Raw genomic sequence first — 24,799 nt, 5'->3', positions numbered from 1 at the left:
TAATAAAGCTCCTAGTAAACGCCCTATTATGCCGAATACAGATATAAGTAGTTCACTAACAGTTAAAGAGCAAGCAGCGTTAGATAGGCTGTTAGCAAGTCGGGAAGAATCAGGTAAGACAACGACAGAGGCAACGATAGACGAAGCTAACCTAACTGAGACTAAGCCCTCTAATCTTAAAACGACGAAACCCAAACCTAATGGGCAAACACGCGATAAAGGAGATTCCTTATGACTGTGTTTTCTACTCTTGTCATATTTATTATTTTTAGCCTATTAGTTGCTCTATTAGCCGCATTGATAGTCATCGTACCGTGGTTGCGCTCAAGTAGAGAGGGGCCTGATCCTGTAGACAATCGGCTCATTGATCTAAATATCGATGTGTATAAGTCCAGATTGCGTGAGCTCGCTGCTGATAAGGCAATAGGTACTATAGATGATGTTCAATATATAGACCAAAAAACAGAACTTGAGCGCCAGTTATTAGATGCTGAACAAATCGCAACACCTATGCAATTGCCTAGTCTCAAAGGTCAGTTGGCACTAATAGTCTGTGTGCCAGTATTGGCGATATGTGCTTATGTGCTTTTCAGCGATCGTAGTGATGTGTTTGACTTATGGCGTGCGCAGGATAGGGTGGGTGAAGTATCAGAGGAGCTGCTTTCCGGCAAGATTGAAGTACTACCAGAGTGGGCTTTTGAAGATGGTGCAGGGCTGTTCACGACCATTCAGACCAATGTCCATCGTAATGCTGATGATTCTTACCGCTGGATGGTATTGTCGGAAATATTTTTATCTTTTGAAGAGCCTGAATCCGCTTTAGAAGCCCTGTCGAGGCTTATAGGTTGTCCCCTGATGATAAAAATATTGCGGCAGAGTATGCGCAGTTAAGCTTTTTAGCAAATGGCGGTAGTCTTGATGTCGAGACCCGCCGAGTCTTAGAGGACATCTTGAAAGGCGATCCTGAGAACGAGGCAGCACAGATGTTGATGGCAAGGGGCGAGGCGAAAGCAGGTAACTATGAGCAGGCACAAGGCTGGATAGCTAAAATGCGTCAGCGTATGGAACAAAATCCAGGCGATGACATGCATGCGCTTACTGGCTTGGACGAGTTAACAGCCAATATTGTCAGGCAACAAGCGCAAGCTGCTGAAGGTGTCGATGTATCTGTCACTGTAAATGCTAAGTTACTACCTTTGATAACCGCTGATGATGTTTTGTTTGTCGCTATTCGCGCCGCTGCAGGTGGGCCGCCCTATGCGGCAAAACGAATACCGATTAGCAATTTAAAGCAAGGCAATATCAGTTTAAGCCTAAGTAATCTAGACGCGATGATGGCTGATAGAACTTTACAACCTGCTCGCGCATCAGGTGAGCAGCTGGTTGTGACTGCGCGCATTAGCCATTCTGGTAATGCTATTTCCGCATCTGGTGATTTATCCTCTAATCCAGTTTTGCTAAAAAGTGACCAGCAACAAGTAAATATTGAAATCAATCAGCAAGTACCTTAAGTTCTAAAGCTAACTGCTATTGTTAATTAGAATTTTTTTAATCTTTGAAAGCCCCGACAATCTCGGGGCTTTTCTGTATGTAAAATAGCATGAAAATTCAGGAAAATAAAGCTTGGTATGCCTTATAACACCTGCTTTACTCTTATATTAAAAGGCTTATTGAAATTAAGAATTTGTTCTACATTTTTAGGCACAAAAACTTATTCCTTACTAAAAATAGGATTTTTATGTTATCATTATCCTTAGTAAGGATATAAATAATTTCAGTTTTAGTTTATCTACATCAAGCAATAGCTAGGTTAAAAATTAATACACAGTACACCTATAAAAACAACTTATCACCCATTTTAAAATAAAAATAATGGCTGGTTTAGTCTTATAATTCTTATGAAAACTGCTTTGAATATTACTGTTTTACTACTTGTTAGCCAGCGTGAATATATTTAGAGGTGACCTATGCAACCTGAACAACCATTACAAACCCAACAGCAACCAGTTAGACGCGAGTGGCTCAGTGCTCTAATCATGGCTTTTGTTGCCTTGCCATTTATAGCCCTTTTATTCCTTTGCGCTTACGGTTTCATCATTTGGTTCGGTCAAATGCTGTTCTGGGGACCCCCTTCTTAAGTCTATTAACTAGCGTCCCGTCAGTAACTAATATTGTCCAATCATCTCTATTATTTCACGCAAAAAGTGGACAAATAACCGCCCAAATTGTATGAAATCTAAATGGCTATGAAATACAGTAAGGAATCATCATGAAAGCAATCATGAATGCAATCAAAAGCCTATTTAACTGGCTGCGTCGTCTTCTTTTTAAACCTTCTGCAAAAATCGGATTGGGTCTTCTCGTCATCATAGGCTTTGCGGGCGGAGTTTGGTTCTGGGCAGGATTTAATGCTGGCATGCAAGCAACCAACACCGAAGAGTTCTGTACTTCTTGTCATACTATGGGTGATAACATGTTACCCGAGCTCAAGAAAACTGTGCATTTTAAAAACCGTACTGGCGTTAGGGCAGAGTGTTCAGATTGTCACGTACCCCATGACTTTACGGCTAAAGTTGCGCGTAAAATGCAAGCCTCACGTGAAGTACTGTCACAACTAATGGGTGACATTGGTACGCGAGAAAAATTTCTTGATCATCGTGTGGTATTAGCACAACGTGAGTGGGGCCGCTTCAAAGCTAACGATTCTAAAGAGTGTCGCACTTGCCATGATTACGACAGCATGGATTTTGATAAAATGCGTGTCACCTCACAAATGATTATGCGTAGTGCGGCTGAACGTGATGCCAGCTGTCTTGATTGTCACAAAGGGATTGCGCACGAGTTACCAAATACTGAAGGTATGCACAATCCAGCATTTGATTCGCTATTGTCTGAAGCAAGAAGTACCAAAATTAAAGATGGTCAAAACTATTACAACATTGTACCGCAAGATTTATATACCTCAGATGATAGAAAGACTAAAGCAGGTAGTATAGAAATTGCTGCACCCGTTAAAGTATTGGCGCACAAAGATGGTGGAGTACAAATTGAGCTGGATATGTGGCGCAAAAACAAAGGCTTTGGTCGTGTATGGTATACCAACTTTGGTCTAAATATTCCTGATGCCATTATCGAAAAAGACTTAGCTAGTGATGAGAGTTTAATTACAAAAGGCGAGCTGAAAGAAGATCCACTCACTGGTCTTGAATGGCAAAAAGTGAAGGCTCAGTTCTGGGTTGCCGAAGGAGGCCTCATGGAGAGTATCGAGCCAGCTTGGGACATTGCTAGCCAGACGTATAGTGATAGCTGTAGTACTTGCCACCGTCAACCAGATCCAAGTGGACACGATGCCAACCAATGGCCAGGCCTATTTAGTGGAATGGTAGGGTTTACTAACTTAGACAATGATAGTGCAGCTATGGTCTTAAAATATCTACAACTGCACTCATCAGACTTTAGAAAGAACCCTCAAGGTAGTGGTTCGCCTGAAAATACGTTCCAAGGTGCTAGACCGTAACTAGAGCAAACAATTAGAGAGACATATTATGAAAAACATCAATCGCAGACGCTTTCTCAAGTCACTAGCTGCTTTAACGGGTACCGCCTTGTTACCGACGTCACTACTTGCCGATAACAGTATCGTTACTGGTAAGACTGGGAAAAAGCCTGATTTGAGTGGCTGGAAAATGTCCGGTGCTCATTGGGGTGCTTTCCGTGCCAATGTTCAGGGTGACAAACTCGTTGAAGTGCAGCCCTTTGAGTTTGATCAGTTCCCGACCGATATTTTGCAGGGGGTACCTGGGATTATTTATAGCCCATCACGGGTACGTTATCCTATGGTTCGGGTTGACTGGTATAAAAACCGTCATAAAAGTGATACTACACAGCGCGGTGATAACCGTTTCGTACGCGTCGGTTGGGATGCTGCTTTAGACATGGTCTATGAAGAGCTTGAGCGTATTCAAAAGGACTATGGTCCTTGGGCGTTGCATACGGCTAACGTCGGCTGGCGGTCAGTAGGACAGATCCACAGTTGTGGTAACCATATGCTACGCGCTGTGGCGATGCACGGCCGTAGCGTAGGTACAGCAGGGGATTATTCAACGGGTGCCGGTCAAGTTATTATGCCTTACGTGTTAGGTTCGACTGAGGTGTATTCACAAGGTACATCATGGCCGCTGATTTTAGAAAATTCAAAAGTCATCGTTATGTGGGCGAATGACCCAGTCAAAAACTTACAAGTTGGCTGGAATACAGAAACTCATGAATCTTATGAGTACTTAGAAAAGTTACGTACTAAAGTTAGAAATAAAGAGATTGAGGTTATCTGTATTGACCCGGTCAAAAGTAAAACTCAGAACTATCTAGAGTGTGATCATCAATATGTTAACCCGCATACTGATGTGGCGTTTATGCTGGCTATTGCGCATACGCTATATACCGAAAAGCTTTATGATAAAAAATTCATTGATGTCTATACTCTCGGCTTCGAAGAGTTTATTCCTTATGTGATGGGGAAAACTGAAGATAAAATTGAGAGAACCCCAGAGTGGGCAGAAAAGATTTGTGGTATCAAAGCGGACCGTATCCGTGAGCTTACCCGCAAAATGGCAAAGAACCGTACCCAGCTTATTTTCGGATGGGCGATTCAGCGTCAACAACATGGTGAGCAACCTTATTGGATGGGAGCGATTATCGCTGCTATGCTTGGTCAGTTTGGTCAGCCGGGTGGGGGCATTAGTTATTCGCATCACTATAGCTCATCGGGTGTACCAGCTTCAGGTGCTTCTATGCCTGGTGCGTTCCCACTAAACCTTGATACGGGCCGTAAGCCTAAGCACGATAACGAAGACTTTAATGGGTATAGCTCTGTCATACCAGTCGCGCGTGCTATCGATTGCTTACTTGAGCCGGGTAAAGTGATTGATTTTAATGGTCACAAAGTTACCCTTCCGCCTTATAAAATGGGTATTTTTTCAGGCTGTAACCAATGGCATCGCCATCAGCAGCGCAATCGAATGAAGGAGGCGTACCGCAAAGTTGAGACAGTCGTTGCGGTCGACTATAACTGGACGGCTACCTGTCGTTTTGCTGACATTGTACTGCCCGCATGTACGCCTTATGAGCGTAATGATATTGATGCTTACGGCACCTATAGTAATCGTGGCGTTATTGCCATGCACAAGCTGATTGACCCGCTTTATCATTCTAAATCAGACTTTGATATTTGGTATGAATTAACTAAGCGCATGAATCGTGAAATCGAATATAGCCGTAATATGAATGAGATGCAGTGGATTGAGCAAATCTATGAAGAGTGCCGTGCTGATAACTTGAAAAAAGAGTTTTTTATGCCGGAATTTGCTGAATTTTGGAAAAAGGCTACGTGCTATTCCCAGAGGGTGAAAACTGGACAAGACATGCTGATTTCCTTGAAGATCCTGAAGTCAATGCACTTGGTACACCATCAGGTTTTATTGAGATAAGTAGCCGAAAAATTGCCAGTTATGGTTATGATGACTGCAAAGGCCATCCTACTTGGATGGAGAAAATCGAGCGCTCACACGGTGGTCCTGGTTCAGATAAGCATCCACTATGGCTACAATCAGTGCACCCAGATACCCGTCTACATTCACAAACCTGTGAGTCTGAAGAGCGTCGTGCAACCTATACGGTGCAAGGTCGTGAACCTTGCTATATGGGACCTGAAGATGCAAAGCTCGTGGTATCAAGATGGGACATTGTGCGCGTTTTTAATGATCGCGTCAGTTGTTGGCAGGGCGGTAATTTCTGATAACTTCCCACCTGGTATCATTCGTATACAGAGGGTATGGTATGCACCTACTGGCCCTGAAATCGGTGCGCTAGATACCTATGGTGACCCTAATACGTTAACCATTGATATCGGTACCTCAAGTCTTGCACAAGCGCCTAGTGCCAATACTTGTATCGTCGAGATGGAGAAATTTGTTGGTAAAGCACCAGCAGTGACTGCTTTCGGTGGTCCAAAGTATGTCAATCCAGATGGTAGTATTGCTGCATTATCCCAAATGGGTTAGTTTAGTTTGGAATAGTAAGTGATAAAAAGTGCCTTTGTAAGCCGTATGCGATGTAAATAGCATATGTGATTTACAAAGGCATTTATTTATATAGACGATCTGTTCTAATGTGGTGCTCAATGCCACCATCTTATAAAAATAAAACTGCTATTTAATAAATGTGTTAATTAATAAAAGCAGCCGCTAATAACACCTAAAAATATTTTAAATTGGATATAAAATGAACATAACTGAAGATAAAATGAACATCATTGAAGAATGGCAAGCTGCTAATCCGGCACGTTCTGCACTTTATCGTTGGTTTGCAGATATTTTCGCGCGTGAGCTTACCTCAGCGACCTTAGAGTGGCAACAGAATAAAGCTTACGATAGCATTCACAAGGTATTTGTTAGTCTCGGACTTGAGCAATACAGCAATCGCGTCAAAGCCGCCATTGATAACTTGCAGCAATTCCCTAAAGAGCATCGTGCCATTGAGCTTGCCGCAGATTTTGCGCAGATATTCTTACTCAGTGGTGATGATAGTGCACCGCCTTACGCTTCTTATTATCTGAGCAGCGATAAACATCTTTATGGCAAACCTGCTGCTCATATGATGCGTTTTCTTGATAGCCAGCAGCTAAGTTTACATCCTGAATTTCGTGAACCGAATGATCATTTAAGTGTCTATTTTATCGTTACGAGCTTATTGATTAATAAAACTATTGAGCAGCAGCTTGATATGCTCAACACGGCACAAGAACAAATCGATTTTCTTGATAGCGCTTTACTTAATTGGCTACCGCAGTTCACTGCATACTGTCAAAAGATTAACGTTAAAACAGATATTTATCCTGCACTTGCTGCTTTGGTAGAGCAGTTTGTTATAGAAGACAGAGCGGCATTAGAGAGCATAGTGAGTGATTGGCTAGTTTGTCATAATGGGTGTCTTAAATAAATACGTGAAAGTCTTAACCTGCGTAACATTAATTTTATATAGCATTAAGTATAAGTGAGTATAAAGCCAGTGATTACCCTTGAACAACTTCAGGAGTCTATAACCCAGCGTATTCAAAGCTATAATCAAGATGACTTTCCTATAGTAAAAAGAGCAACGCAAACGTGTGAGCTGCTAGACAGTCAAAATCATATACTTGCGCAAGAGATAGTATCGCCTTTTACGATTCCTAGAAACAACCTATCAGCGATGGATGGCTACAGTGTTGCTGCTGGTAGTGACCTTAGCAAAAATGGAATTATCGATATTATAGGTGAGTCGCAAGCAGGTAAACCGTTCACTGGCAATCTACAAGTTGGACAAGGTATACGTATCTTTACCGGTGCGGTAGTTCCTGACAGCTGTGATACGGTCATCATGCAAGAAAATACCAATTTTTTAGATATTAGAGAGTCACTTGATAAATCAAAGACCTATGCAATCACCTTATCTCAAACCGTTGTAGTCGATGAGCATATTCGCAAACAAGGTGAAGAGATTGAATCAGGTGAGGTGGTATTAACTGCAGGTAAACGTTTGAACCCTGCTGATATTAGCTTGCTTTCCAATTTGGGCGTTGATAAAGTCGACATCTATAAACCCTTAGTCGTTGGGTTATTGGCTACTGGTGATGAGTTGGTTGCTTTAGGTGAGCCAATCAATAACTTGGCACAGATTTATAATTCTAATACGCCAACACTTAAAAGTATGTTGTCTGGCTTGCCAGTGATTATTCATGACTATGGCATTATCCCTGATGATTTGGATAAGACGACTGCTGCCGTTACTGAAGCCATGCATGACTGCGATGTGCTGATTTCTACCGCTGGGGTTTCAGTAGGCGACTATGATTTTTTAACCACCGTCATTGAAAAATTAGGGCAAATAAACTACTATAAAGTAGCCATGAAACCAGGCAAGCCTTTTGTGTTTGGTGAGTTAAGTAAAGACCTTGATAAGCCCGTATTATATTTTGGCTTACCGGGTAATCCTTTATCTACTGTGGTTGGCACTTTACAGTTAGTTATTCCGGCGCTATGGCGTCTATCAGGCGTACGCACTAATGATTTACCGATGACCTTAAAGGTGCGAGCAACTCTACAAGGTAATATTAAGAAGTCAGTAGGTCGCAAAGATTTTCAACGCGGTGTCTTGTCGCAGGATGATAATGGTAACTTACAAGTGACCAGTTTTGCCAACCAGCAGTCTCATCGTATTAAACAGCTCAGTAATGCTAATAGTTTGATTGTGCTAGCCCAAGAATCCGGCAATGTCGTAGCAGGGGAAAAGGTAGAGGTGCAGTTATTTCCTTGGTCATAACTTTCCTTCTCTTCCTTGTCTATAGTATAGCTTGTCAAATATGAAACTAGTAACGCAGTCAACTAGAGAAAGCAGTTAAATCAACTTTCCGCTGCTTATCCCTATAAGTCTTAATATCAACTGTTTTAGTGTTAGATATAAGACTTGTAGGGTTACTAGCTATCTAACGTTAGTTTGTTACAATGACTATTCATCATAACAAGTTTTAAATAATAAAAATATTGATTCATAACCTGAGGCAACGCTTAAAAGTCCACAACATATTCAAAACTAACGGTAATACATTATGTCCTATCACGCCCCCACAATAGGGAATGCACAACTGTATTCACCTGTGGCAATATCTGTTATCCATGACGGTAAAAAACTTTCTATCATCGATGCCACTGTTGATAATCTGCCCCTTGATTCGTCCCTTCCTATTAATACTAGCCATCAACAACTGACAGATGGTTTTGCACGACGTCTGACTTACTTACGTCTATCCATTACTGATTTTTGTAATTTTCGCTGCGAGTATTGCCTGCCAGAAGGCTATCAAGGCAAACCCCCACAAAACGAACTCAGCGTCACGGAAATTGCTACCTTAATCCGCGGCTTTGCCCAAGTTGGCACCAAAAAGTCAGGATTACCGGCGGTGAACCTTCTATACGCCGTGACGTGGTAGACATTATTAAAACCATCAAAAACACCGAAGGTATTGAAACGGTTGCTATGACCAGCAATGGCTATAAGCTTGGCAAGCATTTGGCTGCTTGGCAAGCAGCTGGGCTGAATCAAATCAATATCAGTATGGATAGCTTTGATGCCGCGACTTTTCATAAGATGACAGGCTTTGATATGTTGCCGCAGCTGTTAGCAGATATGGATACTCTGCTTGCGACCACAGACATTAAGCTAAAGATAAACAGTATATTAATGGCAGAAACTGCCTTTGAAAATCTTATGAATGCAATCGACTATGTCAAAGACAGAGCGGTCACCTATCGCTTTATCGAATTTATGCAGACCAGTGACAACAGCGATTTGTTTTTTGCTCAGCACGCACAGTCTGACATCATCACCAATTATCTAATCAAGCACGGCTGGCAAACCCATGTGCGTGGCAGCAATGACGGTCCAGCGATAGAATATAGCCATCCAGATTATAAAGGTCGTATCGGCATGATTGCCCCTTATGCTGCCCATTTCTGTGACAGCTGCAATCGTTTACGGGTTAGTAGCCAAGGTAAGGTGCATCTGTGTCTATTCGACCAAGGTAACTACGATATTCGTCAGTATCTAGAACAAGATGATGTCGCAGGGCTTGTGAATACCCTGCACAGCTTTATGCCGATTAAACCTGAGCATCATCATCTTCACGAATCAAATAGCGGCATGATGCATAATTTGTCGATGATTGGCGGTTAGAATCAAAATATACTAATAATCAAATTTTTCATTTTCTATCACAAGCGTATTTATTAAGGAACATTCATGAGTAAGCTGCAAGCACCCTTTACCCCGCTTAATATCGCTATTTTAACAGTTTCTGACAGTCGTACTCTTGCAGAAGATACTTCAGGGCAATATTTGGTCGATCAACTGACCGCAGCAGGGCACCAGCTGGCAGATCGTCAGCTGATTATTGATGATATTTATAAAATCAGAGCCGTTATCAGCGGTTGGATTGCCGACCCAGATGTGCACGCTATTATTACCACGGGCGGTACTGGTTTTTATATCCGCGACAGTATGCCAGAAGCGGTTGGCGTCTTATTTGATAAATCAGTCGATGGCTTTGGCGAGATGTTCCGCTTAATCTCAAAAGACGATATCGGCATGTCGACGATTCAATCTCGCGCCGTGGCTGGTATGGCAAACGGTACGGGTATCTTCTGCCTGCCCGGTTCATCAGGTGCTTGCCGCACTGCGTGGGAAGGTATCTTACAAGAGCAGCTCGATAGCCGCACGCGTCCTTGTAACTTTGTGCCACACTTTATGCGCACCAACCCAGGTCACGATTAGTTCATGCTAGAAGTTGCAGACAGCTCAGCCCAAGCAGATGAACTCAGCCGCTTAGCCGGTATCGTTATTTTGGCAGGCGGCGCCTCCAAACGTATGGGGTCGCCAAAAGCTGAGCTTATCCTACCAACAAGCGATTGAATTATTAAGTCTTCTCTAAACTGACTCCTCTATTTACGCTGGAACATTATTTAAATGGTGCTAGTTTGTTTGTATGCTGCACAGTTGAGCTTAAGTCATCATTTTCGGCACAGTCCATTCACTCTTCAGTACATAGGACTAAATACTTTGCCGTCCAAACTCTTTTAAAAATGTATCGACGGTTGCAGCCATAGGGCTGTTATTAGACATAGGTATGTGTTTATGGGCAATTTGTCGTGATTGAGGTAGTGTGAATGTCGCGCCGTTGCTATGTTCCTGACATACCTTTAGGTATATTTGTTGCCAAGAGGGATAGGTAATGGTTTCTGCTTTATCTCTCATGTCTGAAAAGCCAACCCTTCGAGCGGTTGACCCCTGCCGTCAAATCCGTACAGTTAAACTTGGGAGATTTTAGTTACGCAGCCTGACGGTAAAAGTCAAACCACACCTGCCTTGGCGATTTATAGCCTAAACCCTTTTGAATTCTCGTCTGATTGTAGTAGAGCTCGATATAGCCGATGATATCGTTGATGGCTGTGAACCTTGTTTTATAGTCTTGGTGATATACCAGCTCATTCTTCAACACGCCCCAGAAGCTTTCTATTGCAGCGTTGTCGAAACAATTGCCTTTACCACTCATTGAGCCTGTAAAATGATGCTGTTTGATGATCTTGTGATACGCGTGACTACAGTACTGACTGCCTCTGTCAGAATGCACAATCAGTCCTTGGCTGGGTCGTTTATTTTTGATAGCCATGTTGAGTGCACGGCATACTAAGTCTGCTGTCATGCGCTTATTAATAGCGTAGCCAACCAGCTCTTTGGTGTATAAATCTTTGACTCCAGCTAAGTAAAGCCAGCCCTCATGTGTCTAAATATAAGTGATGTCACTGACCCAAGACTCATTAGGACGCTTAGCATTAAACTTTTGATCCAGCACGTTTGGATAGACAAGCTTGTTATGATCGGAGTCAGTAGTGACTTTAAAGCGCTTATGGCGACGGCATTTGATACCATGCTCTTCTTTGATACGTCGAACCATATATAGGCTAATATAGTGCCCTTGATCGGTTAGCTTTGCATGCAGTCGCTCAACACCATAGCGCTCACGAGTTTCACTGTGATAGGCTTTCACCAGTAGCTCGCAATGGTTGCGATGTATCTGCTGCTTGCTGATATCGCGACTCAGCCAGTCGTAGTAGCTTGAATGCTTAATCTTTAGTACACGGCACATATTAGTAATGCTGAAGAGAGACTGGTTATCTTCAATAAAGGCGTACCTGACTAACTGTGCTTGGCGAAGTACGCCGTCGCCTTTTTTAATATCTCTCGTTCCTCTTCGGCTACTTTAAGCTGTCGTTTGAGGCGCTTGTTCTCTTCCATCACGGCTACGAGCTGTGGATCGTACTGCTCAGTTCCTTCAAGCTTGCCTTGATTGGCTTTGTTGTTCCAGTTCGATAGCGTTTGCATGGCGATGCCAAGTTGCTTTGCAGTCGCTGAAATATTGCCGTTATTGTCCGCTATCTTCTTGACGGCTTCTGCTTTGAATTCTGCACTGTAGGTTCTGATTTTCTTAGTCATGGTAAACTCCGATTAATACGCTTAGTTTACCAAGTTTTTTTGTATGGTTTCTTCAGCATAGCTCATAAGCGCAAGGTGTTCCCATCTGACCAGGCTGCATTCAAGGTAGTATATCTAGCAACCCAGCAGGCGTCTAAAAAGTGGTCGATGCCGATTCGTAACTGGACGTCTGCTTTGAATCGCTTTATGATTATGTTTGATGATCGTATTAGTAAGCATTTAATCTAAATGGCAGTTACACAGAATGCGGGATGGTCTCGTTATTAGCGGCAGACTAGTATTATACGGATCACTATTAGTTCCCCGTTTCAAATCGTTCAAACCCCGATATTAACGACGTCACCTAAGAAAAGTAAACTTCATACCTCAGTCCTCTACACTATATAAATAGTAGCATATAGAGCTTTCTCGACTCATCAGATTTAAATAAACCCATAGTAATTATAGATATTAGTAATATTTCGAGCACTATAATATTGAGGGATCCATTATCTAATAAGTTATAGTGTAGATTGTTGTAGGTTAACTGATATCTAATGTCGATCTCAAATTCGGAACTGAGTCTTTAACTTGATTCAAATCTAGTACTCATCTAGCTACTCAGCAAACATATATACTCTTATACGCTGACCTATTTTATTATGCCACTACAATCTTTCTATTCACTATTTTTGACTTGATAGCGTACTGGGCGATTGAGCTTCTTCACAACTCCATCATCAACAGCGCGTTTAAGCCATTCAGTTAACTGAGACTTATGAAGTTTAGTACTTTCAATCAGCTCGTCGACAGTCAGTGGATTCTCAGCCAAACGTTGAAGCTCAAAGCTAAACAGTTGATAAAAATCGATAGGTTCCAATTGTGTAGTGTTACTTTCGGCGGCCTCTTCTGAACCAGATCCAATATCTGCTTGTAGCTCGATAACGGTTCTATCAGATTCTACTCCGTTAACGTCTTTCTCCGACTCTGATTTTGGCGCAGGTTTAAAGTCTGCTTCGGCAAATAACTCAGGCTGTGCATATTTGGAAAATAGATCACCTATAGGTTCGCTTACCTGATTCACAAGGTTTTCTTTACTGCTCACTAAATCTGTAATTGTGAAAGCTTGAATATCCGCTTTTAACCAGTTGCCACCTTTGGCAACCAAATCGGCATTAGCTGCATCCTTGTCTGTGGTTTGTTTAATCCATAACGGCACCCAAGATTTTTTCAGGTTTTCTTGTGCGCCGCTGAGTGTGCCACCTTTTTTGCCAGAATGAATTACCAAAGAGCTATCGGCTAGACAATAAATGTATTTGTTACGAGCCATGGCGTTACCGACATTGAACCCAGCTTCAGGGTAGAAAGGCGATATCAATACAACATGGCCATCCATCAGACCCTGTCGCCACTTACTACTGGTTGCAGCTCTTAACAGGCGATCAGCCATTACGCCTACGACCATACCCCCTTGTCGCATAGCCCCAATCATCACTGTCTCATCGACACCACGTGCACCACCAGAGATAATGGCGATATTTTCTGATGCTGCTTTAGCACCTATCTGGTCTGTAAAGGCGAGGTCTGGATCACTAGCATTGCGCGAGCCGATCACTGCTAAGCCACCTGAATTTAATAAGTCTTTATTTCCGCAGCCAAACAATACAGGAGGGCAGTCTGTTTTCAATCGCTGTTTTAATCGCTTCGGATATTCCGCGTCAGAACGTGTTACCACCCAAAGACCTGCACGTTGCCATTTCTCCATAGCCAGTGCAAGGCTATGACCACGCTTCAACAATTCAATGATACGCTCCGCACTGATACGCGTATCATGCCAACCTTGCAGCAAGGCTTGAGGATCGCCAACCAATAGGTCAGCTGGTGTAATAGACTTTTCTTTTAACCACAAGGCAAAGCGACCCCATTCTGCATTACTTAGTGGCTTAGCACTTTCGTTACTGGATTTTGAAAAATAGCTCGTTAGTAGCAAGGTTGCTTGGGCTGTAGGAGATAATAAGTTAGATGCATTCATGAGTCTTTCACCGAAGATGAAGCAAGCGCAATAGGGTAGACCAAACCGCTACCGGCTTGCTGTAAAAGTGCCGCAATTACTGTGAGTGTCCAACCGGAGTCTACAATATCATCTACTAATAAAACCGCTTGTCCCTCATAAGGCTGAGTCACAGCAAATACACCATCCAGATTGCGACATTGGTGGAAGCGATTTTGCTGGCCTTTTTGTGGTTGATTATCTTTGATTTTACTCACGGCATCTACAAATGGTAAACCTAATCGATCAGCCAAACGTTGTGCAAAACCCGGTACCAACTCAGAATGATAGCGTGACGGCACACAACACACCCACTGAGGCGCTGGATTGGGCTGCCAACGTTGTTGAATCATTTCTGCTATAGCTTCAACTAATTCATCACTAAATCGACCTGCATGCTTATTGTTGGCAACCATCTTCCCCCAACCTGCATCACCCCAACGGGACAAAACACGGCCTTCTTGTGCGCGAAGTTTCTGGGGTAGATTGCCGCGAAAGCCATAATCCAAAAACGCATTGGCTGCAACTTGTGCTTTTGGGGTAATCACCATTTCTGCGTGCTTAAGGAAAGTACCTGCACGATGTGCCAAAGTAGGATCAACCGAAATATTGATAACAGGTTGACCTAAGCAAGACGAACATTTACCGCACGGCGTAGGATCTAGATCGTCTAGCGCACGGCGTAAAAATGTCATTTTACAGTTAGTATTATCCAGATATTTCTTCACTTCTTGCCATTCCTGTACACGTTGTCCTGTTAAGTGAGTGATTCGGGCATGGTCCATTTTATAGGGCACTGGTGTCCTAACCCAACGGCTGCCATCTTTGATTACTGGCGCCGGACTTTCCACACTCAGTAGCTTCAGTACTTTTTCAATCTGGCCATGACGCAGATTAGTTTGCTCTTCCATACTGCGAATCGACAAGCTATCGCTGTTTTCCAATACTGTAAGATCTCATTCACTTGCACTTCTGAAGGAAAAGCCGATTTCTCGGAAGAACTCATGAATATTATGATCTTCCATACCCGACATCAACATACCCCAGCAGATCAATACCACGACCAGCACGACCCACCTGTTGGTAATAGGCAACGATAGAGCCTGGCGCCTGATAATGAATCACAAAGCTTAAATCAGGCTTGTCGTAACCCATACCCAGCGCCGTGGTGGCTACTAACACCTTTAACTGGTTATTGAGAAGCAGATTTTCTAGATGCTGACGATAGGTATTACTGTCTTCAAAGCTATCATGTGTAACACTGCCGTGGTATGCCTTGGCATCTATATCATTAGCAACCAGCCACTCGGCTACTTGCTCAGCATCCCTTAAGGTATAACGATACCTGTACCCGGTAACGTAGGTATCACCTGTGCTAACCAAGCTAATCGTGAAGCCTGATCGGGCAATATCATGGTTTGTAGAGCGAGACTTTCACGAGTTAGTGGGCCACGATGAATATTGATATCACCCAGCTGGGTTTGTATGTCTTCGATTACACGGTTGTTAGCTGTCGCTGTAGTACCCAGTACTGGCGTGTTGGAGGGTAACTGGCGCAAGATATTTGTAATACGGCGATAATCTGGACGAAAGTCATGACCCCAATCAGAAATGCAGTGCGCTTCATCAATCACCATCAGCAATGCGGTCGGCAATGGGCTGTAATACCGTTTCGATAAAGCTGTCGTTAGCTAGGCGCTCAGGAGAAATCAACAAACAGTCTATTTCATTATTAAGAATGCGCTGCGCTGACCGAATGCCATTCATCGATATTCGTAGAATTCATAGTCTCCGCTACTATACCCAAACGCTGGGCCGATTCGATCTGGTTGCGCATCAGGGCGAGTAGGGGCGAGATAATAATCGTTGGCCCCATACCTCGGTCACGAAAGATTTTGGTACTGATAAAGTAAACCGAGCTTTTACCCCAACCGGTACGCTGCACGACTAGAAGTTTCTGTCGAAGATTGACCAAAGCATCAATGGCTTCCCACTGTCCATCACGGAACTCTGCTGTCGGGTTTGCCAAGGCAGTTTGCAATAGTTGTTGGGCTTGGATCCGGTTCATTATCACTCCTTGATTCACACGTTGAGTTCGCCGCTCATAAGTTTGGGTAGTAGTAGGTCACGAGCTTGAGCGAGCTTTTTGTTATATTCTTTTAACTTGTATACCTGTTTGAATATGTTTCCTACTTACGCCTTAGACCCCAATACCTTCTAGACTACCTAATAAAAGATATGAATTAAGAATTTAACTACAAACTTTGTATGTTGAGTATTTGGCTACGTTTTTAGTAATGAAGCTCTAGTCAGTTAGGCTTTCAAAAATATTAAAATATAGGTTTCTGAACCAAAAATACCTTGTAACGTTTCTGGATTGGCTTGCTCAATCGCCCATATAGCCTTGCAGTGCTGGCCAATGTTAACTGTAGTTTCACGAACGTCTTGCCAGCGCGCCGCTTCTGGAATTTAGAAATGGTGATTTTCTGCAAAGGCGGCGTACTCTATATCGCAATCTGATTCAGCTAAAGCCTTTTCAAACTCTTCATCGGACATACGCTTAAGAATAGTGATGGGAAGATATACTACTTGTAGTCGCCTGTATTGATGGTGCCGCGCAGAGTAGTAGCGGCGTCCCAGTTGTATTTTTCTAATTCTTGTTGGGTCATCATATTGATGCTTACTCGATAAGTAAAGTGGTTTCAAACGCTTTATAAATACTCTCAATCAAATGGGCTAAAGGAATAATGTCATTATGGTGAACATCTAATTGTGATAATCTATCGAAGGGTATTCTTACGTTAATATAATAACCGAAAGAAATATTGAACAAGGTTCTATTTGAATTTAAAACCTTATCTTGCCACTGACACTTGCTTTTCCAATCGAAGCTTATGTGCTCATCTAACAAAGCTTCGGTCTCTTTCCAAGCCTCCCTTCTGACTCTACCCGTGTATTTATGAAAATTACGTTTGGTATAGAGGTTTTTTTTAAAATCATCTTCGTCTAGCCAAAGACCAGTGATGTATGATTGCCCCATTAATTTGATATGGTAGTTTTTCTCTATAGCGTAATATTCACCATCAATATTTAATTGAGGGTTAAATTGGGGTTCATTGCGAAAGATATGATAACCTTGACCTTTGGTATTACCAGGGTATATCTCTACTACAAGATCGCCTGTTTTTTTATCTACATTAAATAACACTTCGTTAGCCCACCCCTTCGTAAATGTGGTGCCTAATCGGTCTCTATAAGCGAGCTTTTCTATTGCTTCGTTATTATCACAAAACTTTATAATTGCTGATTCAATTCTTCTAAAAATAGATTTAGCGTTAACGTTTTTTAGAGACCCGATCGGTGTCTCGGGTAACCAGCTAAAGTTATGTTCTTTGACTAGTTGGATAAAATCGGTGAGGAATCGGTTTGTATTACCTGTCGTCTTTTCAAAACTAGCGACTTTGACGGCTATCGCCATTAATTTTTTCCAATTCAAATCAAACGGCGTAATTACTTCTTGGTTATTTTCGAAAGGCTTATTCTGCTTATTGAAAATATTGAGTATTTGGTTATAGAGTTGAGAAGTGCAGTCGATATTATCTCTTTTAGCTTCTACAACAATGAGTATATTTATTTATAGTAATTACTAAATCGCAAATTGGATCATACTCAGAATCGTGATTTTGTTGCCAAAAATTAGACATAGCACTTTCGCTCAACGAAACGGCGAAGACCTTGTCAAACTCTTCAATTAGACTCGTCCTCTTTTGGATCTCTATTTGTACATCTGTATCGCCATCAAGATCTTCAAATAACCTGTTGTACAAACCTGAGTCATCGATGATTGTTTTTAGTACTTCATGGAAAAACAGTGCGTCTTCTTGTAGGCATATTGCTAAAGCTCTCGTTAAGTCATTTTCTAGTTGATAGCTTCTGTTTTTCTTAGTGTATGTTTTAAAAATATTTAAGTGCTTATTCATCATATAAACCTAGTTAGTATAGTTTTAAACTTCTCTTCAGCTTCAAGGCTGGCTTGCCACGCTTGTTTTAAATCAGCCATAGCTTCTTCAAACCCCAATATCACACATACCACCTGAGTATTTCGTAAAACCTTAAAAGCGCTGCTAAGTCATTTTTGATTTGACTTAGCAGTACTTTTTTTTGCTAGGTTATGCTAAACATACAGTTCTTTATTCTATTGAGGCTAATACTAGCAGACCCCAAAAAATGATGATATTAACACCTAAGCAGTAGAGTTCGCCCAATTTTTATATACTGACGAAAGTTGGTATATGATTTGTTCTATATAATATACATTCATAGTCCTTGTAAAATAACCCGCCTAACAATTAATTATAATTATTGAAACGAACAATTGAATTTAGAGTACTACATAACCTAGAAAATAAATTATTAAGTAGTTCATTATACTTACGTAATAGCCACAAGTAATGAGCGAATTAATATGACAGCTGCTTTGAGTAATGAGTATGACCCTTCTATTGAAGCATTAGCACAAGCTTGTGCAATCACTTTCCAAGGTAATGCCAGTAATAATCTGCAGCAAGATGCTTTTTTCTTTTTGGATAATTGGTATCAAGAAGACTTAGGCGTGATGGCAGTGACATCAGTCGAGCTTCCGTTTTGTTTAGCAGTCTCTGACGGTGTTGCCAGCTCTAATTATTCACAGTACTGCTCAAAGGCGGTGGTAAAAGCGATTGGTTGGCTGTGGGACAATAAGAAAAAGCTAACCTCAGAGGGTATTCAACATCTGATTGATAAAACCAAGCATTCATCCAAACGTCATGGTGCAGCAGCAACCCTCGCGATGATTGTTGGAGAGCTAAATAGTGACAGAGGGGTAAAAGCAACGATAACGCATGTGGGTGACAGTCGTGTTTATTGGCTGCCTAAAGGCGCGGCACAATGGCAGTGCCTGACTCGCGATCATAACTTATTAAATGAACTCATCGACCAGAAGGCACAGGAACAAGGTCGCTACGCAGAGTTTTCAGACTATAACCGAGAGGGGATGGCGGGGAGCTTATATAGCATTACTGAATGCTTTGCTTTAACCACTGATGACAGTTATACCAGCAGTGAAGCACCAGAGAGCATATCTCGAAGGGTTGATGTTAATAGTGGCGATTATCTTTTGGTTTGTACAGATGGTATTCATGACTTAGTACCAAGTCATGAATGGCAACCTGTCAGTGCGGACACAGATTTACAGGAATGGCTAATCACTCTTAAAAATCAGGTCTATGATTCCGAGGGTAATGCCTATGATAATGGTACGGCCATTTTGCTTCGTTTCGATTGAATATTTATTTTAGTAATGAAGCTATAAACTTACCATTGAACGATTTGACTGAGAAACCGATATGCCCACGCACCCAACCGCAAGCTATACAAAGTCGACACGTCTATTCGCTTTATACCGATGCCTGCCTCGGAGTGAAGCTGATGCTATGTCATTAACAGAGCTTATGGTTGGTTATGGTGATGATCCGGATAATTTCGCTAATGAACGTAAAAACTTAGAGAACGATCTGATTGCCTTAAACCAAATCTTTAATGATATATTCCATAGTGATGCCTTAGTCCGAGTGCCAGCATGGGGCCAGAATATTAGCGGACAGACAGCACGCTTTTATATTGAGCCGAGCTTTAGCATCGATATTATCAATGAGCAAACGGTGTTCTTTTGGGAAATGCTAGATAAGTATACCGCAAACTATTTGCCAGCATCTTTTAAGCAAAGTATTGCAGATAGACTTACCCGATTAGGCCGGCAGAATAAGGATGGTTTCCATCGAAGTAAGCTAGGGCAATGGCAAGATTATCTCATTACCTTACCGAGCATAGTACAAGCACCGACGCTTAATAATGATGTGATTGCAAATATTCATCAGGCTTTATTACAAATAAGCAACTTCAAATCAGCTATCAAAATAAATGGCATGGCAGTTCTGCTGGAAGAGTCATCTATCCTAAAGGGCTTATCTTTATTGACAATATGATCTACCTCACAAGCTTTAATCCTATTGATGATCATATCGATGATGACGTACTGTTAAAAGCGCATCGTAATTTTGCAGTCAATCGTATCAGTGAGGCAGGAGTAATAGATAAGGTGATACCTGATTGGGTAGGGCGAGATATTTTTTCATTAGATAACTTGAATAAATTAGGTAAGTTAGAACCGACTGATAGTGTCCAGATAAAACTGGTTTTAAGGGTACAGAAATATGCCTGTCAACATCTTTATGAGCGTCCATTATCACAAGATCAGCAGATTACTATGATTGATGATACTTGGAATCGAGTCAGCGCTACTGTGGCTAATACTAAGCGTCTGCAAGATTGGTTGGCGAGTATGTCGCAGCTGGCAGTGGTGGTAGAACCAAATGAGCTTAAAACAGTGATTCTTGAGCGTTTAAAGAGTGGACTGGAGCTTTATGAGCATTAGTAAAATACTATGTACTAAATAGCTATTAATAAATTATAAGGAAGCGTAATTGTGAGCGAAGTCCAAACTTTAATAAATGAAGTCAGCCAAAAAGTCCAAGCTTTAGAAACGGCGCAAGCACTTTATAGTCGCCAGCTTTCACCAGATTTTAATACTTTTGACTATATCAATACCGATGAATTAGGACTTAGTCGTATCTTAGCGGCTTTGCTTGATCCAAAAGGTAGTCATGCTCAGCAAGAAACCTTTTTAAGATTATTTATTGAGCATTGCCTACCTGATATGTACAAAGCTCCAGAATGGCAGGTTTTTCTTGATAGTATTGATAAAACAAAGGTTTTTGTTGAGCAAGTTACATCAAGAAATAATAGCCTACGCCGTATGGATATTTATCTACAATGTCAGGTGGGTGATAACAGTTACGGTGTTTGTATTGAAAACAAACCTTATGCGGCAGACCAGTTTGAGCAGTTAAAGGATTATGCTGAAGAGCTTGAAAAAAGAAGACACAAGGCTTGGCACCTTGTTTATCTTAATGAAGCTAATGAGGGTCCGAGCGAATACAGTATTGATACGAGTAAATTAGAAGCGTTGAAAAAGGAGAATCAATATAGCCATCTTCGTTTTAGCGACCTCATTCCTTGGCTCAAAGCGTGCCAAGCAGAATGCCAAAATCATAGTGTCAGTGAGTTTATTGCACAATTAATTAAATTTATTCAAAAGCAATTTATGGGAATAAAAGATATGAATGAAGACAATGCAGTATTAGAAATAATGAAGCAGAGTGAAAGTAATTTAGATGCTAGTCTAAAAATTTATAAAAACGTACAGAAAATGAGAATAGAGCTGATACAAAAACTTAAAACAGGTTTGATATTAAAGTGTCAGGACAGGGAGTATACGTTAGATTTTGACAATATTGGCAAGGGCAAAAATTGTGAGTACTTTGGTTTTAGAATGAAAGATGATCCTATAGGGTTCATTAGCTTAGAGTTCGCAACAGACTTTAACAATCCGGTATTAGGTATTAGGTTTTATACTGAAGAAGATACTAAAGACCCTGATAACCAACCTTATGCAATTGAAGTCAAGCGTGTGTTTAACGATTATTTTACCAATAATAATATTGTATCTAATAAATGGTGGCCTGCGTATTACGAGTTTCAACCTTTTGACTGGAAAAGTGCAGGTAACCCGTGGTATCAAATTGAAACTGGGGCAATGGCAAGTAAAGTTTTAGAAGAAGTTGATGTTATTTACTGCATGTTAAAGCAGGAAGTTCATTTCATATTAAGGATAAATAATATGAATAACGCTTCTAATATAAAGCCCTGGCTGACAGAGCTTTGGGCATGGGCTGATAAGTTTAAGATTCCTGAGGAAGTGTTGCCACGTGATCACGCTGCTTTATTGGCGTTAACAGACCTGAGTATTGATTGTAATCAATTAACTAATTTACCTGAAGGTATCGGTTATTTATACAACTTAACCAGTCTCACGCTAAACTGCGATACGCTTGAGCGTTTGCCAGAGTCTATAGGTCAATTAAGCCAGTTAGTTAAGAGATTGACGATCACTAGTCATAAAATACAGCAGTTTCCTGATGGTCTTGTTAATCTTAAGAAGCTACGCCTAATAATAGATGTTCCTAATGAGTTAATTGACCAGTTACCGATTGGTGTTATTGAAAGGCATCGAAGGAGAGAATTGGGGATTGTAAATATATCCTCTACAAAATTGTATACACCACAAATGAGTGAATATGAGTTATCTAAATTTGGATTTTTCCTTACTAATGACAATTGGGATGAAAAAGCACTCATTGATCTGAAGTTCAAAGCAGCATCAGTATTTTTACTTGGTTTGCAAACGACTGAAAAAACGATCAAGCAATTTGATGTGGTAGATGGTGTCGTTATTTGCAGACCTGATGAAGTACAACGAGTCATGAATATGTTTGCAACTGTTTTTAACGAATTTGCGGGGATATGCGTTACAGATATTGAAAAGATGCTAAGTTTTGCAAGGCCTGCTAAGTTTATACAAGCTAACGTAATGGGAATGTTTAAATCAGAGCAAGTGCTTAGTCAGATTATTGATCAAATTCCTGAAGAGATAACCCTAAAATCTTTAATGTTTCAAGTTGAAAGTAACCACTATTTTACGTTTGACGAGTTCAAAGTTATATCAGATATCATTGATAATATGGGTGTAGAGGATGAACATATTTTCTATAATGCAGAAGTTGTTGATAAGCCTGAGCACTGCTGGATGGGTATGATATATATGGTTTCGTAGTTGTATTAAGTATAAATATAGCTTGAATAAAACTGTAGGCATCGTTGAAAAACGATTATCACTTAAGAAGCAAAGAATATAGAAGGTGACAGATATGAGTACAGCTTTGTTTAACGATTTTATCCAAGCTCAAAATACTGTTTATCCATCGGTTATTAAAGAGTTAATCGAAGGGCGTAAGCGGACCCATTGGATGTGGTTTATTTTTCCACAGGTGGAAGGCTTGGGGCGCAGTACAATGGCTCGGCGCTTTGCGATAGAGAGTCTAGAACAGGCAAAAGAGTATTTGCAGCACGACGTTCTTGGAGCACGGTTGAGAGAGTGTGCTGAATTATTATTGTTGCATTCCGATAAAAGTGCTTTAGAAATTCTCGGATCAATAGATACGCTGAAATTACACTCTTCGCTTACGTTGTTTACTTTAGCGTCCTCTAATAAAAAATATATTTTTAACGAGCTTTTGGATCAGTATTTTGAAGGCAGTTACGATATAAACTCTATCAGAATGTTAAAGCAGATCAATGATCAGCAAGCTAAGTGAATAAAACTGAACGATACTCTAAAAGACGATGTAATCCTTAGTGAGGATTAAACTTCAATAAACGAATTATGCCAGATGATAAATATCTTAGAGACTGTGCAAGCGCGCTACTGCCGTCAAATCTCGCCAAAGTTTGATACTTTTGACTACCTTCAAACTCCTTAATGATCAGTGAGCATAACCATGAAGTATCAGATTGATGACTCGTATAGAGATGATATACCTAGTGCTGTTCTATATCGACAAACCATGGATCATTACCCAAAGTCTGCTATTGGTTGCTTTATCATCAGTGATGCTTGGGATGAGGAGGCGCTAATAGAGTTAAAAGAGAAGTCAGAGGCTTGGTTTTTAGTAGGCTTGCAAATAGATGATAGTGAATTTAAGCGCTTAGATATTATAGAGGGCGTTATTAGATGTCAGCCTAATGAAGTAGATAATGTCATTAGAATACTCGATGTAAACTCTGCAAGTACCATCATCGGTATAGATGTTGTGGATATCAAAAGTCTGTTTGAGTATGGCAATTCATTCCAGTTCATTCAAGCAAGTGCCCCAGGTGAATCTATATCGAAATCAGTAAAGGCAGCTGCACAGCAGTTAGTTAGTCAACTTATAAAAGCTCGTAATGCTAAGAGACTGTTAGTTACCATAGAGAGTATCGAAAGCCCTTCGCTAGATACTCTTTCCTATATAACAGAAGCCATTAAAAATTCGTTATCTATTAATGATGAGTTCATATATTACAGCTCAAGAATCACTGATGAGCCAGACTGTTTTGTTTAAAGGCGATATATGCTGAGGACTAGGTAGAGGCTCAAACCTAAGCGTTAGTCTATAACTAAAGCATTACTCTTGATGTTTCCAGTTTTCCTGGTTTAATGGCATTTGGTTGAGTAAATCTCGTCTAGATCGCCAGTCTGGCATGTGAATGTCGAGCAGAGCTTTAAATCTATCGTTGTGCTGCCGTTCTTTGAAGTGTAGTAATTCATGCAAGATAATATACTCCAAAAAAACAGTGGTTTTTTGGCCAGGTCTAAGTTTGAATAGATTACAAATACTTGATGCTAGTAGTATTACTGGTATTAGGGCGTGTCCCTAATTGGAAAAAGGGGTAATAGTCGCTAAAATAAAGGTTATATTTTAGCGATCGATAGGTATTCATTAAAGATGGCCAGACAAGCATTAACCGATAACCTTTGGGAGCAGCTACAAGCGACTATGGCACAACATGGTTGCTATCAAAAAGAGAATAACCGCGAAGTAATGGAAGCCATTCCTTGGAAACTCCGTACAGGCGCTCCTTGGCGAGACATACCTAAAGAATTATGCCCGTGGAAGACCGCTTACAACCGTTTGAGCTATGCTGAAAAAACCG

26 protein-coding genes and 4 pseudogenes are annotated in these 24,799 nt (G+C 41.1%); 21 read left to right on the top strand and 9 right to left on the bottom strand.

Annotated elements, in window-relative coordinates:
* Window positions 1–28: 28 nt before the first annotated feature.
* From G7Y90_RS13545 to G7Y90_RS13485, 13 genes and pseudogenes are all read left to right on the top strand, one after another.
* Window positions 29–235, top strand: a complete 207-nt coding sequence (locus G7Y90_RS13545; RefSeq protein WP_250164037.1) for a hypothetical protein — start codon at window positions 29–31, stop codon at window positions 233–235.
* The gene (gene ccmI, locus G7Y90_RS13540) at window positions 232–891 is read left to right on the top strand and encodes a c-type cytochrome biogenesis protein CcmI (RefSeq protein ID WP_250162627.1); all 660 of its coding nucleotides are present in this window, start codon (window positions 232–234) and stop codon (window positions 889–891) included. Before G7Y90_RS13545 ends, ccmI begins: the two co-directional genes overlap by 4 nt.
* Window positions 846–1,511 carry a c-type cytochrome biogenesis protein CcmI/CycH gene (locus tag G7Y90_RS13535; protein ID WP_250162626.1) on the top strand — a complete coding sequence of 222 codons (666 nt, stop codon included), beginning with the start codon at window positions 846–848 and terminating at the stop codon, window positions 1,509–1,511. Before ccmI ends, G7Y90_RS13535 begins: the two co-directional genes overlap by 46 nt.
* Before the next feature lie 456 nt (window positions 1,512–1,967).
* Window positions 1,968–2,138: a periplasmic nitrate reductase, NapE protein gene (locus G7Y90_RS18605; protein WP_201541825.1), complete on the top strand. Its 171-nt coding sequence runs from the start codon at window positions 1,968–1,970 to the stop codon at window positions 2,136–2,138.
* Window positions 2,139–2,269: 131 nt separating this feature from the next.
* Window positions 2,270–3,517 carry a pentaheme c-type cytochrome TorC gene (torC, locus tag G7Y90_RS13525; RefSeq protein WP_238048934.1) on the top strand — a complete coding sequence of 416 codons (1,248 nt, stop codon included), beginning with the start codon at window positions 2,270–2,272 and terminating at the stop codon, window positions 3,515–3,517.
* Window positions 3,518–3,545: 28 nt separating this feature from the next.
* A complete protein-coding gene (torA, locus tag G7Y90_RS13520) occupies window positions 3,546–5,486 on the top strand; it encodes a trimethylamine-N-oxide reductase TorA (RefSeq protein WP_250162625.1) in 1,941 nt (646 codons plus the stop codon).
* Complete coding sequence (locus G7Y90_RS13515; RefSeq protein ID WP_250162624.1) at window positions 5,387–5,794, top strand: hypothetical protein; 408 nt, start codon at window positions 5,387–5,389, stop codon at window positions 5,792–5,794. The genes torA and G7Y90_RS13515 overlap by 100 nt, the downstream gene beginning before the upstream one ends.
* Window positions 5,757–6,059, top strand: a complete 303-nt coding sequence (locus G7Y90_RS13510; RefSeq protein WP_250162623.1) for a hypothetical protein — start codon at window positions 5,757–5,759, stop codon at window positions 6,057–6,059. Before G7Y90_RS13515 ends, G7Y90_RS13510 begins: the two co-directional genes overlap by 38 nt.
* 220 nt (window positions 6,060–6,279) lie before the next feature.
* Window positions 6,280–6,996: a molecular chaperone TorD gene (gene torD, locus G7Y90_RS13505; RefSeq protein ID WP_250162622.1), complete on the top strand. Its 717-nt coding sequence runs from the start codon at window positions 6,280–6,282 to the stop codon at window positions 6,994–6,996.
* Between the two features lie 69 nt (window positions 6,997–7,065).
* Window positions 7,066–8,355 carry a molybdopterin molybdotransferase MoeA gene (locus tag G7Y90_RS13500; RefSeq protein ID WP_238060752.1) on the top strand — a complete coding sequence of 430 codons (1,290 nt, stop codon included), beginning with the start codon at window positions 7,066–7,068 and terminating at the stop codon, window positions 8,353–8,355.
* A 397-nt stretch (window positions 8,356–8,752) separates the two neighbouring features.
* A pseudogene (gene moaA, locus G7Y90_RS13495) lies at window positions 8,753–9,765 on the top strand (GTP 3',8-cyclase MoaA).
* A gap of 66 nt (window positions 9,766–9,831) precedes the next feature.
* Window positions 9,832–10,362 (top strand): molybdenum cofactor biosynthesis protein B, encoded by a 531-nt coding sequence (gene moaB / locus G7Y90_RS13490; protein ID WP_089555991.1) that lies wholly within the window; start codon window positions 9,832–9,834, stop codon window positions 10,360–10,362.
* Window positions 10,363–10,365: 3 nt separating this feature from the next.
* On the top strand, window positions 10,366–10,500 hold the full coding sequence (locus G7Y90_RS13485; RefSeq protein WP_349773355.1) for a hypothetical protein: 135 nt from the start codon (window positions 10,366–10,368) through the stop codon (window positions 10,498–10,500).
* 415 nt (window positions 10,501–10,915) lie between these two features.
* Here the strand turns inward: G7Y90_RS13485 and G7Y90_RS13480 are convergent.
* A pseudogene (locus G7Y90_RS13480) lies at window positions 10,916–12,081 on the bottom strand (IS3 family transposase).
* A gap of 66 nt (window positions 12,082–12,147) precedes the next feature.
* Here G7Y90_RS13480 and G7Y90_RS13475 point away from each other — a divergent pair.
* A pseudogene (locus tag G7Y90_RS13475) lies at window positions 12,148–12,309 on the top strand (IS256 family transposase); the annotation flags it as partial.
* Between the two features lie 430 nt (window positions 12,310–12,739).
* Here the strand turns inward: G7Y90_RS13475 and G7Y90_RS13470 are convergent.
* The 7 genes from G7Y90_RS13470 to G7Y90_RS13440 form a co-directional block, all read right to left on the bottom strand.
* Window positions 12,740–14,092, bottom strand: a complete 1,353-nt coding sequence (locus G7Y90_RS13470) for a DNA-processing protein DprA (RefSeq protein WP_250162621.1) — start codon at window positions 14,090–14,092, stop codon at window positions 12,740–12,742.
* Window positions 14,089–15,054, bottom strand: coding sequence for a phosphoribosyltransferase family protein (locus tag G7Y90_RS13465; RefSeq protein WP_250162620.1), 966 nt, complete (start codon window positions 15,052–15,054; stop codon window positions 14,089–14,091). The genes G7Y90_RS13470 and G7Y90_RS13465 overlap by 4 nt, the downstream gene beginning before the upstream one ends.
* A 67-nt stretch (window positions 15,055–15,121) precedes the next feature.
* Window positions 15,122–15,493 carry a helicase-related protein gene (locus tag G7Y90_RS13460; RefSeq protein WP_250162619.1) on the bottom strand — a complete coding sequence of 124 codons (372 nt, stop codon included), beginning with the start codon at window positions 15,491–15,493 and terminating at the stop codon, window positions 15,122–15,124.
* Entirely contained in the window at window positions 15,439–15,765 is a 327-nt protein-coding gene (locus G7Y90_RS13455) for a DEAD/DEAH box helicase (RefSeq protein ID WP_250162618.1), read from the bottom strand. Before G7Y90_RS13455 ends, G7Y90_RS13460 begins: the two co-directional genes overlap by 55 nt.
* Window positions 15,766–15,842: 77 nt before the next feature.
* Entirely contained in the window at window positions 15,843–16,178 is a 336-nt protein-coding gene (locus G7Y90_RS13450; RefSeq protein ID WP_250162617.1) for a DEAD/DEAH box helicase, read from the bottom strand.
* A gap of 612 nt (window positions 16,179–16,790) precedes the next feature.
* Window positions 16,791–17,606 carry a hypothetical protein gene (locus G7Y90_RS13445; RefSeq protein WP_250162616.1) on the bottom strand — a complete coding sequence of 272 codons (816 nt, stop codon included), beginning with the start codon at window positions 17,604–17,606 and terminating at the stop codon, window positions 16,791–16,793.
* A gap of 109 nt (window positions 17,607–17,715) precedes the next feature.
* Window positions 17,716–18,093 (bottom strand): hypothetical protein, encoded by a 378-nt coding sequence (locus G7Y90_RS13440; RefSeq protein ID WP_250162615.1) that lies wholly within the window; start codon window positions 18,091–18,093, stop codon window positions 17,716–17,718.
* Window positions 18,094–18,575: 482 nt separating this feature from the next.
* On the opposite strand from G7Y90_RS13440, the gene G7Y90_RS13435 reads away from it, so the two are divergent.
* From G7Y90_RS13435 to G7Y90_RS13410, 6 genes are all read left to right on the top strand, one after another.
* The gene (locus tag G7Y90_RS13435) at window positions 18,576–19,433 is read left to right on the top strand and encodes a PP2C family protein-serine/threonine phosphatase (protein ID WP_250162614.1); all 858 of its coding nucleotides are present in this window, start codon (window positions 18,576–18,578) and stop codon (window positions 19,431–19,433) included.
* Between the two features lie 148 nt (window positions 19,434–19,581).
* Window positions 19,582–20,133 (top strand): hypothetical protein, encoded by a 552-nt coding sequence (locus tag G7Y90_RS13430; protein WP_250162613.1) that lies wholly within the window; start codon window positions 19,582–19,584, stop codon window positions 20,131–20,133.
* Window positions 20,031–20,582 (top strand): helix-turn-helix transcriptional regulator, encoded by a 552-nt coding sequence (locus tag G7Y90_RS13425; RefSeq protein WP_349773433.1) that lies wholly within the window; start codon window positions 20,031–20,033, stop codon window positions 20,580–20,582. Before G7Y90_RS13430 ends, G7Y90_RS13425 begins: the two co-directional genes overlap by 103 nt.
* 51 nt (window positions 20,583–20,633) lie before the next feature.
* Window positions 20,634–22,880: a PD-(D/E)XK nuclease family protein gene (locus tag G7Y90_RS13420; protein WP_250162612.1), complete on the top strand. Its 2,247-nt coding sequence runs from the start codon at window positions 20,634–20,636 to the stop codon at window positions 22,878–22,880.
* A gap of 94 nt (window positions 22,881–22,974) precedes the next feature.
* A complete protein-coding gene (locus G7Y90_RS13415) occupies window positions 22,975–23,421 on the top strand; it encodes a DUF1810 domain-containing protein (protein ID WP_201604289.1) in 447 nt (148 codons plus the stop codon).
* A gap of 183 nt (window positions 23,422–23,604) precedes the next feature.
* Entirely contained in the window at window positions 23,605–24,207 is a 603-nt protein-coding gene (locus tag G7Y90_RS13410; RefSeq protein ID WP_250162611.1) for an FtsZ/tubulin family protein, read from the top strand.
* 63 nt (window positions 24,208–24,270) lie between these two features.
* Here the strand turns inward: G7Y90_RS13410 and G7Y90_RS13405 are convergent, their stop codons facing one another.
* Window positions 24,271–24,417, bottom strand: coding sequence for a YgjP-like metallopeptidase domain-containing protein (locus tag G7Y90_RS13405; protein WP_250162610.1), 147 nt, complete (start codon window positions 24,415–24,417; stop codon window positions 24,271–24,273).
* Between the two features lie 174 nt (window positions 24,418–24,591).
* On the opposite strand from G7Y90_RS13405, the pseudogene G7Y90_RS13400 reads away from it, so the two are divergent.
* Window positions 24,592–24,783, top strand: a pseudogene (locus G7Y90_RS13400) (transposase); the annotation flags it as partial.
* Window positions 24,784–24,799 lie beyond the last annotated feature (16 nt).

This window comes from Psychrobacter sp. WY6 (assembly GCF_018448495.1).
Classification (GTDB): domain Bacteria; phylum Pseudomonadota; class Gammaproteobacteria; order Pseudomonadales; family Moraxellaceae; genus Psychrobacter.
This window is presented reverse-complemented; position numbering and strand designations above follow the sequence as displayed.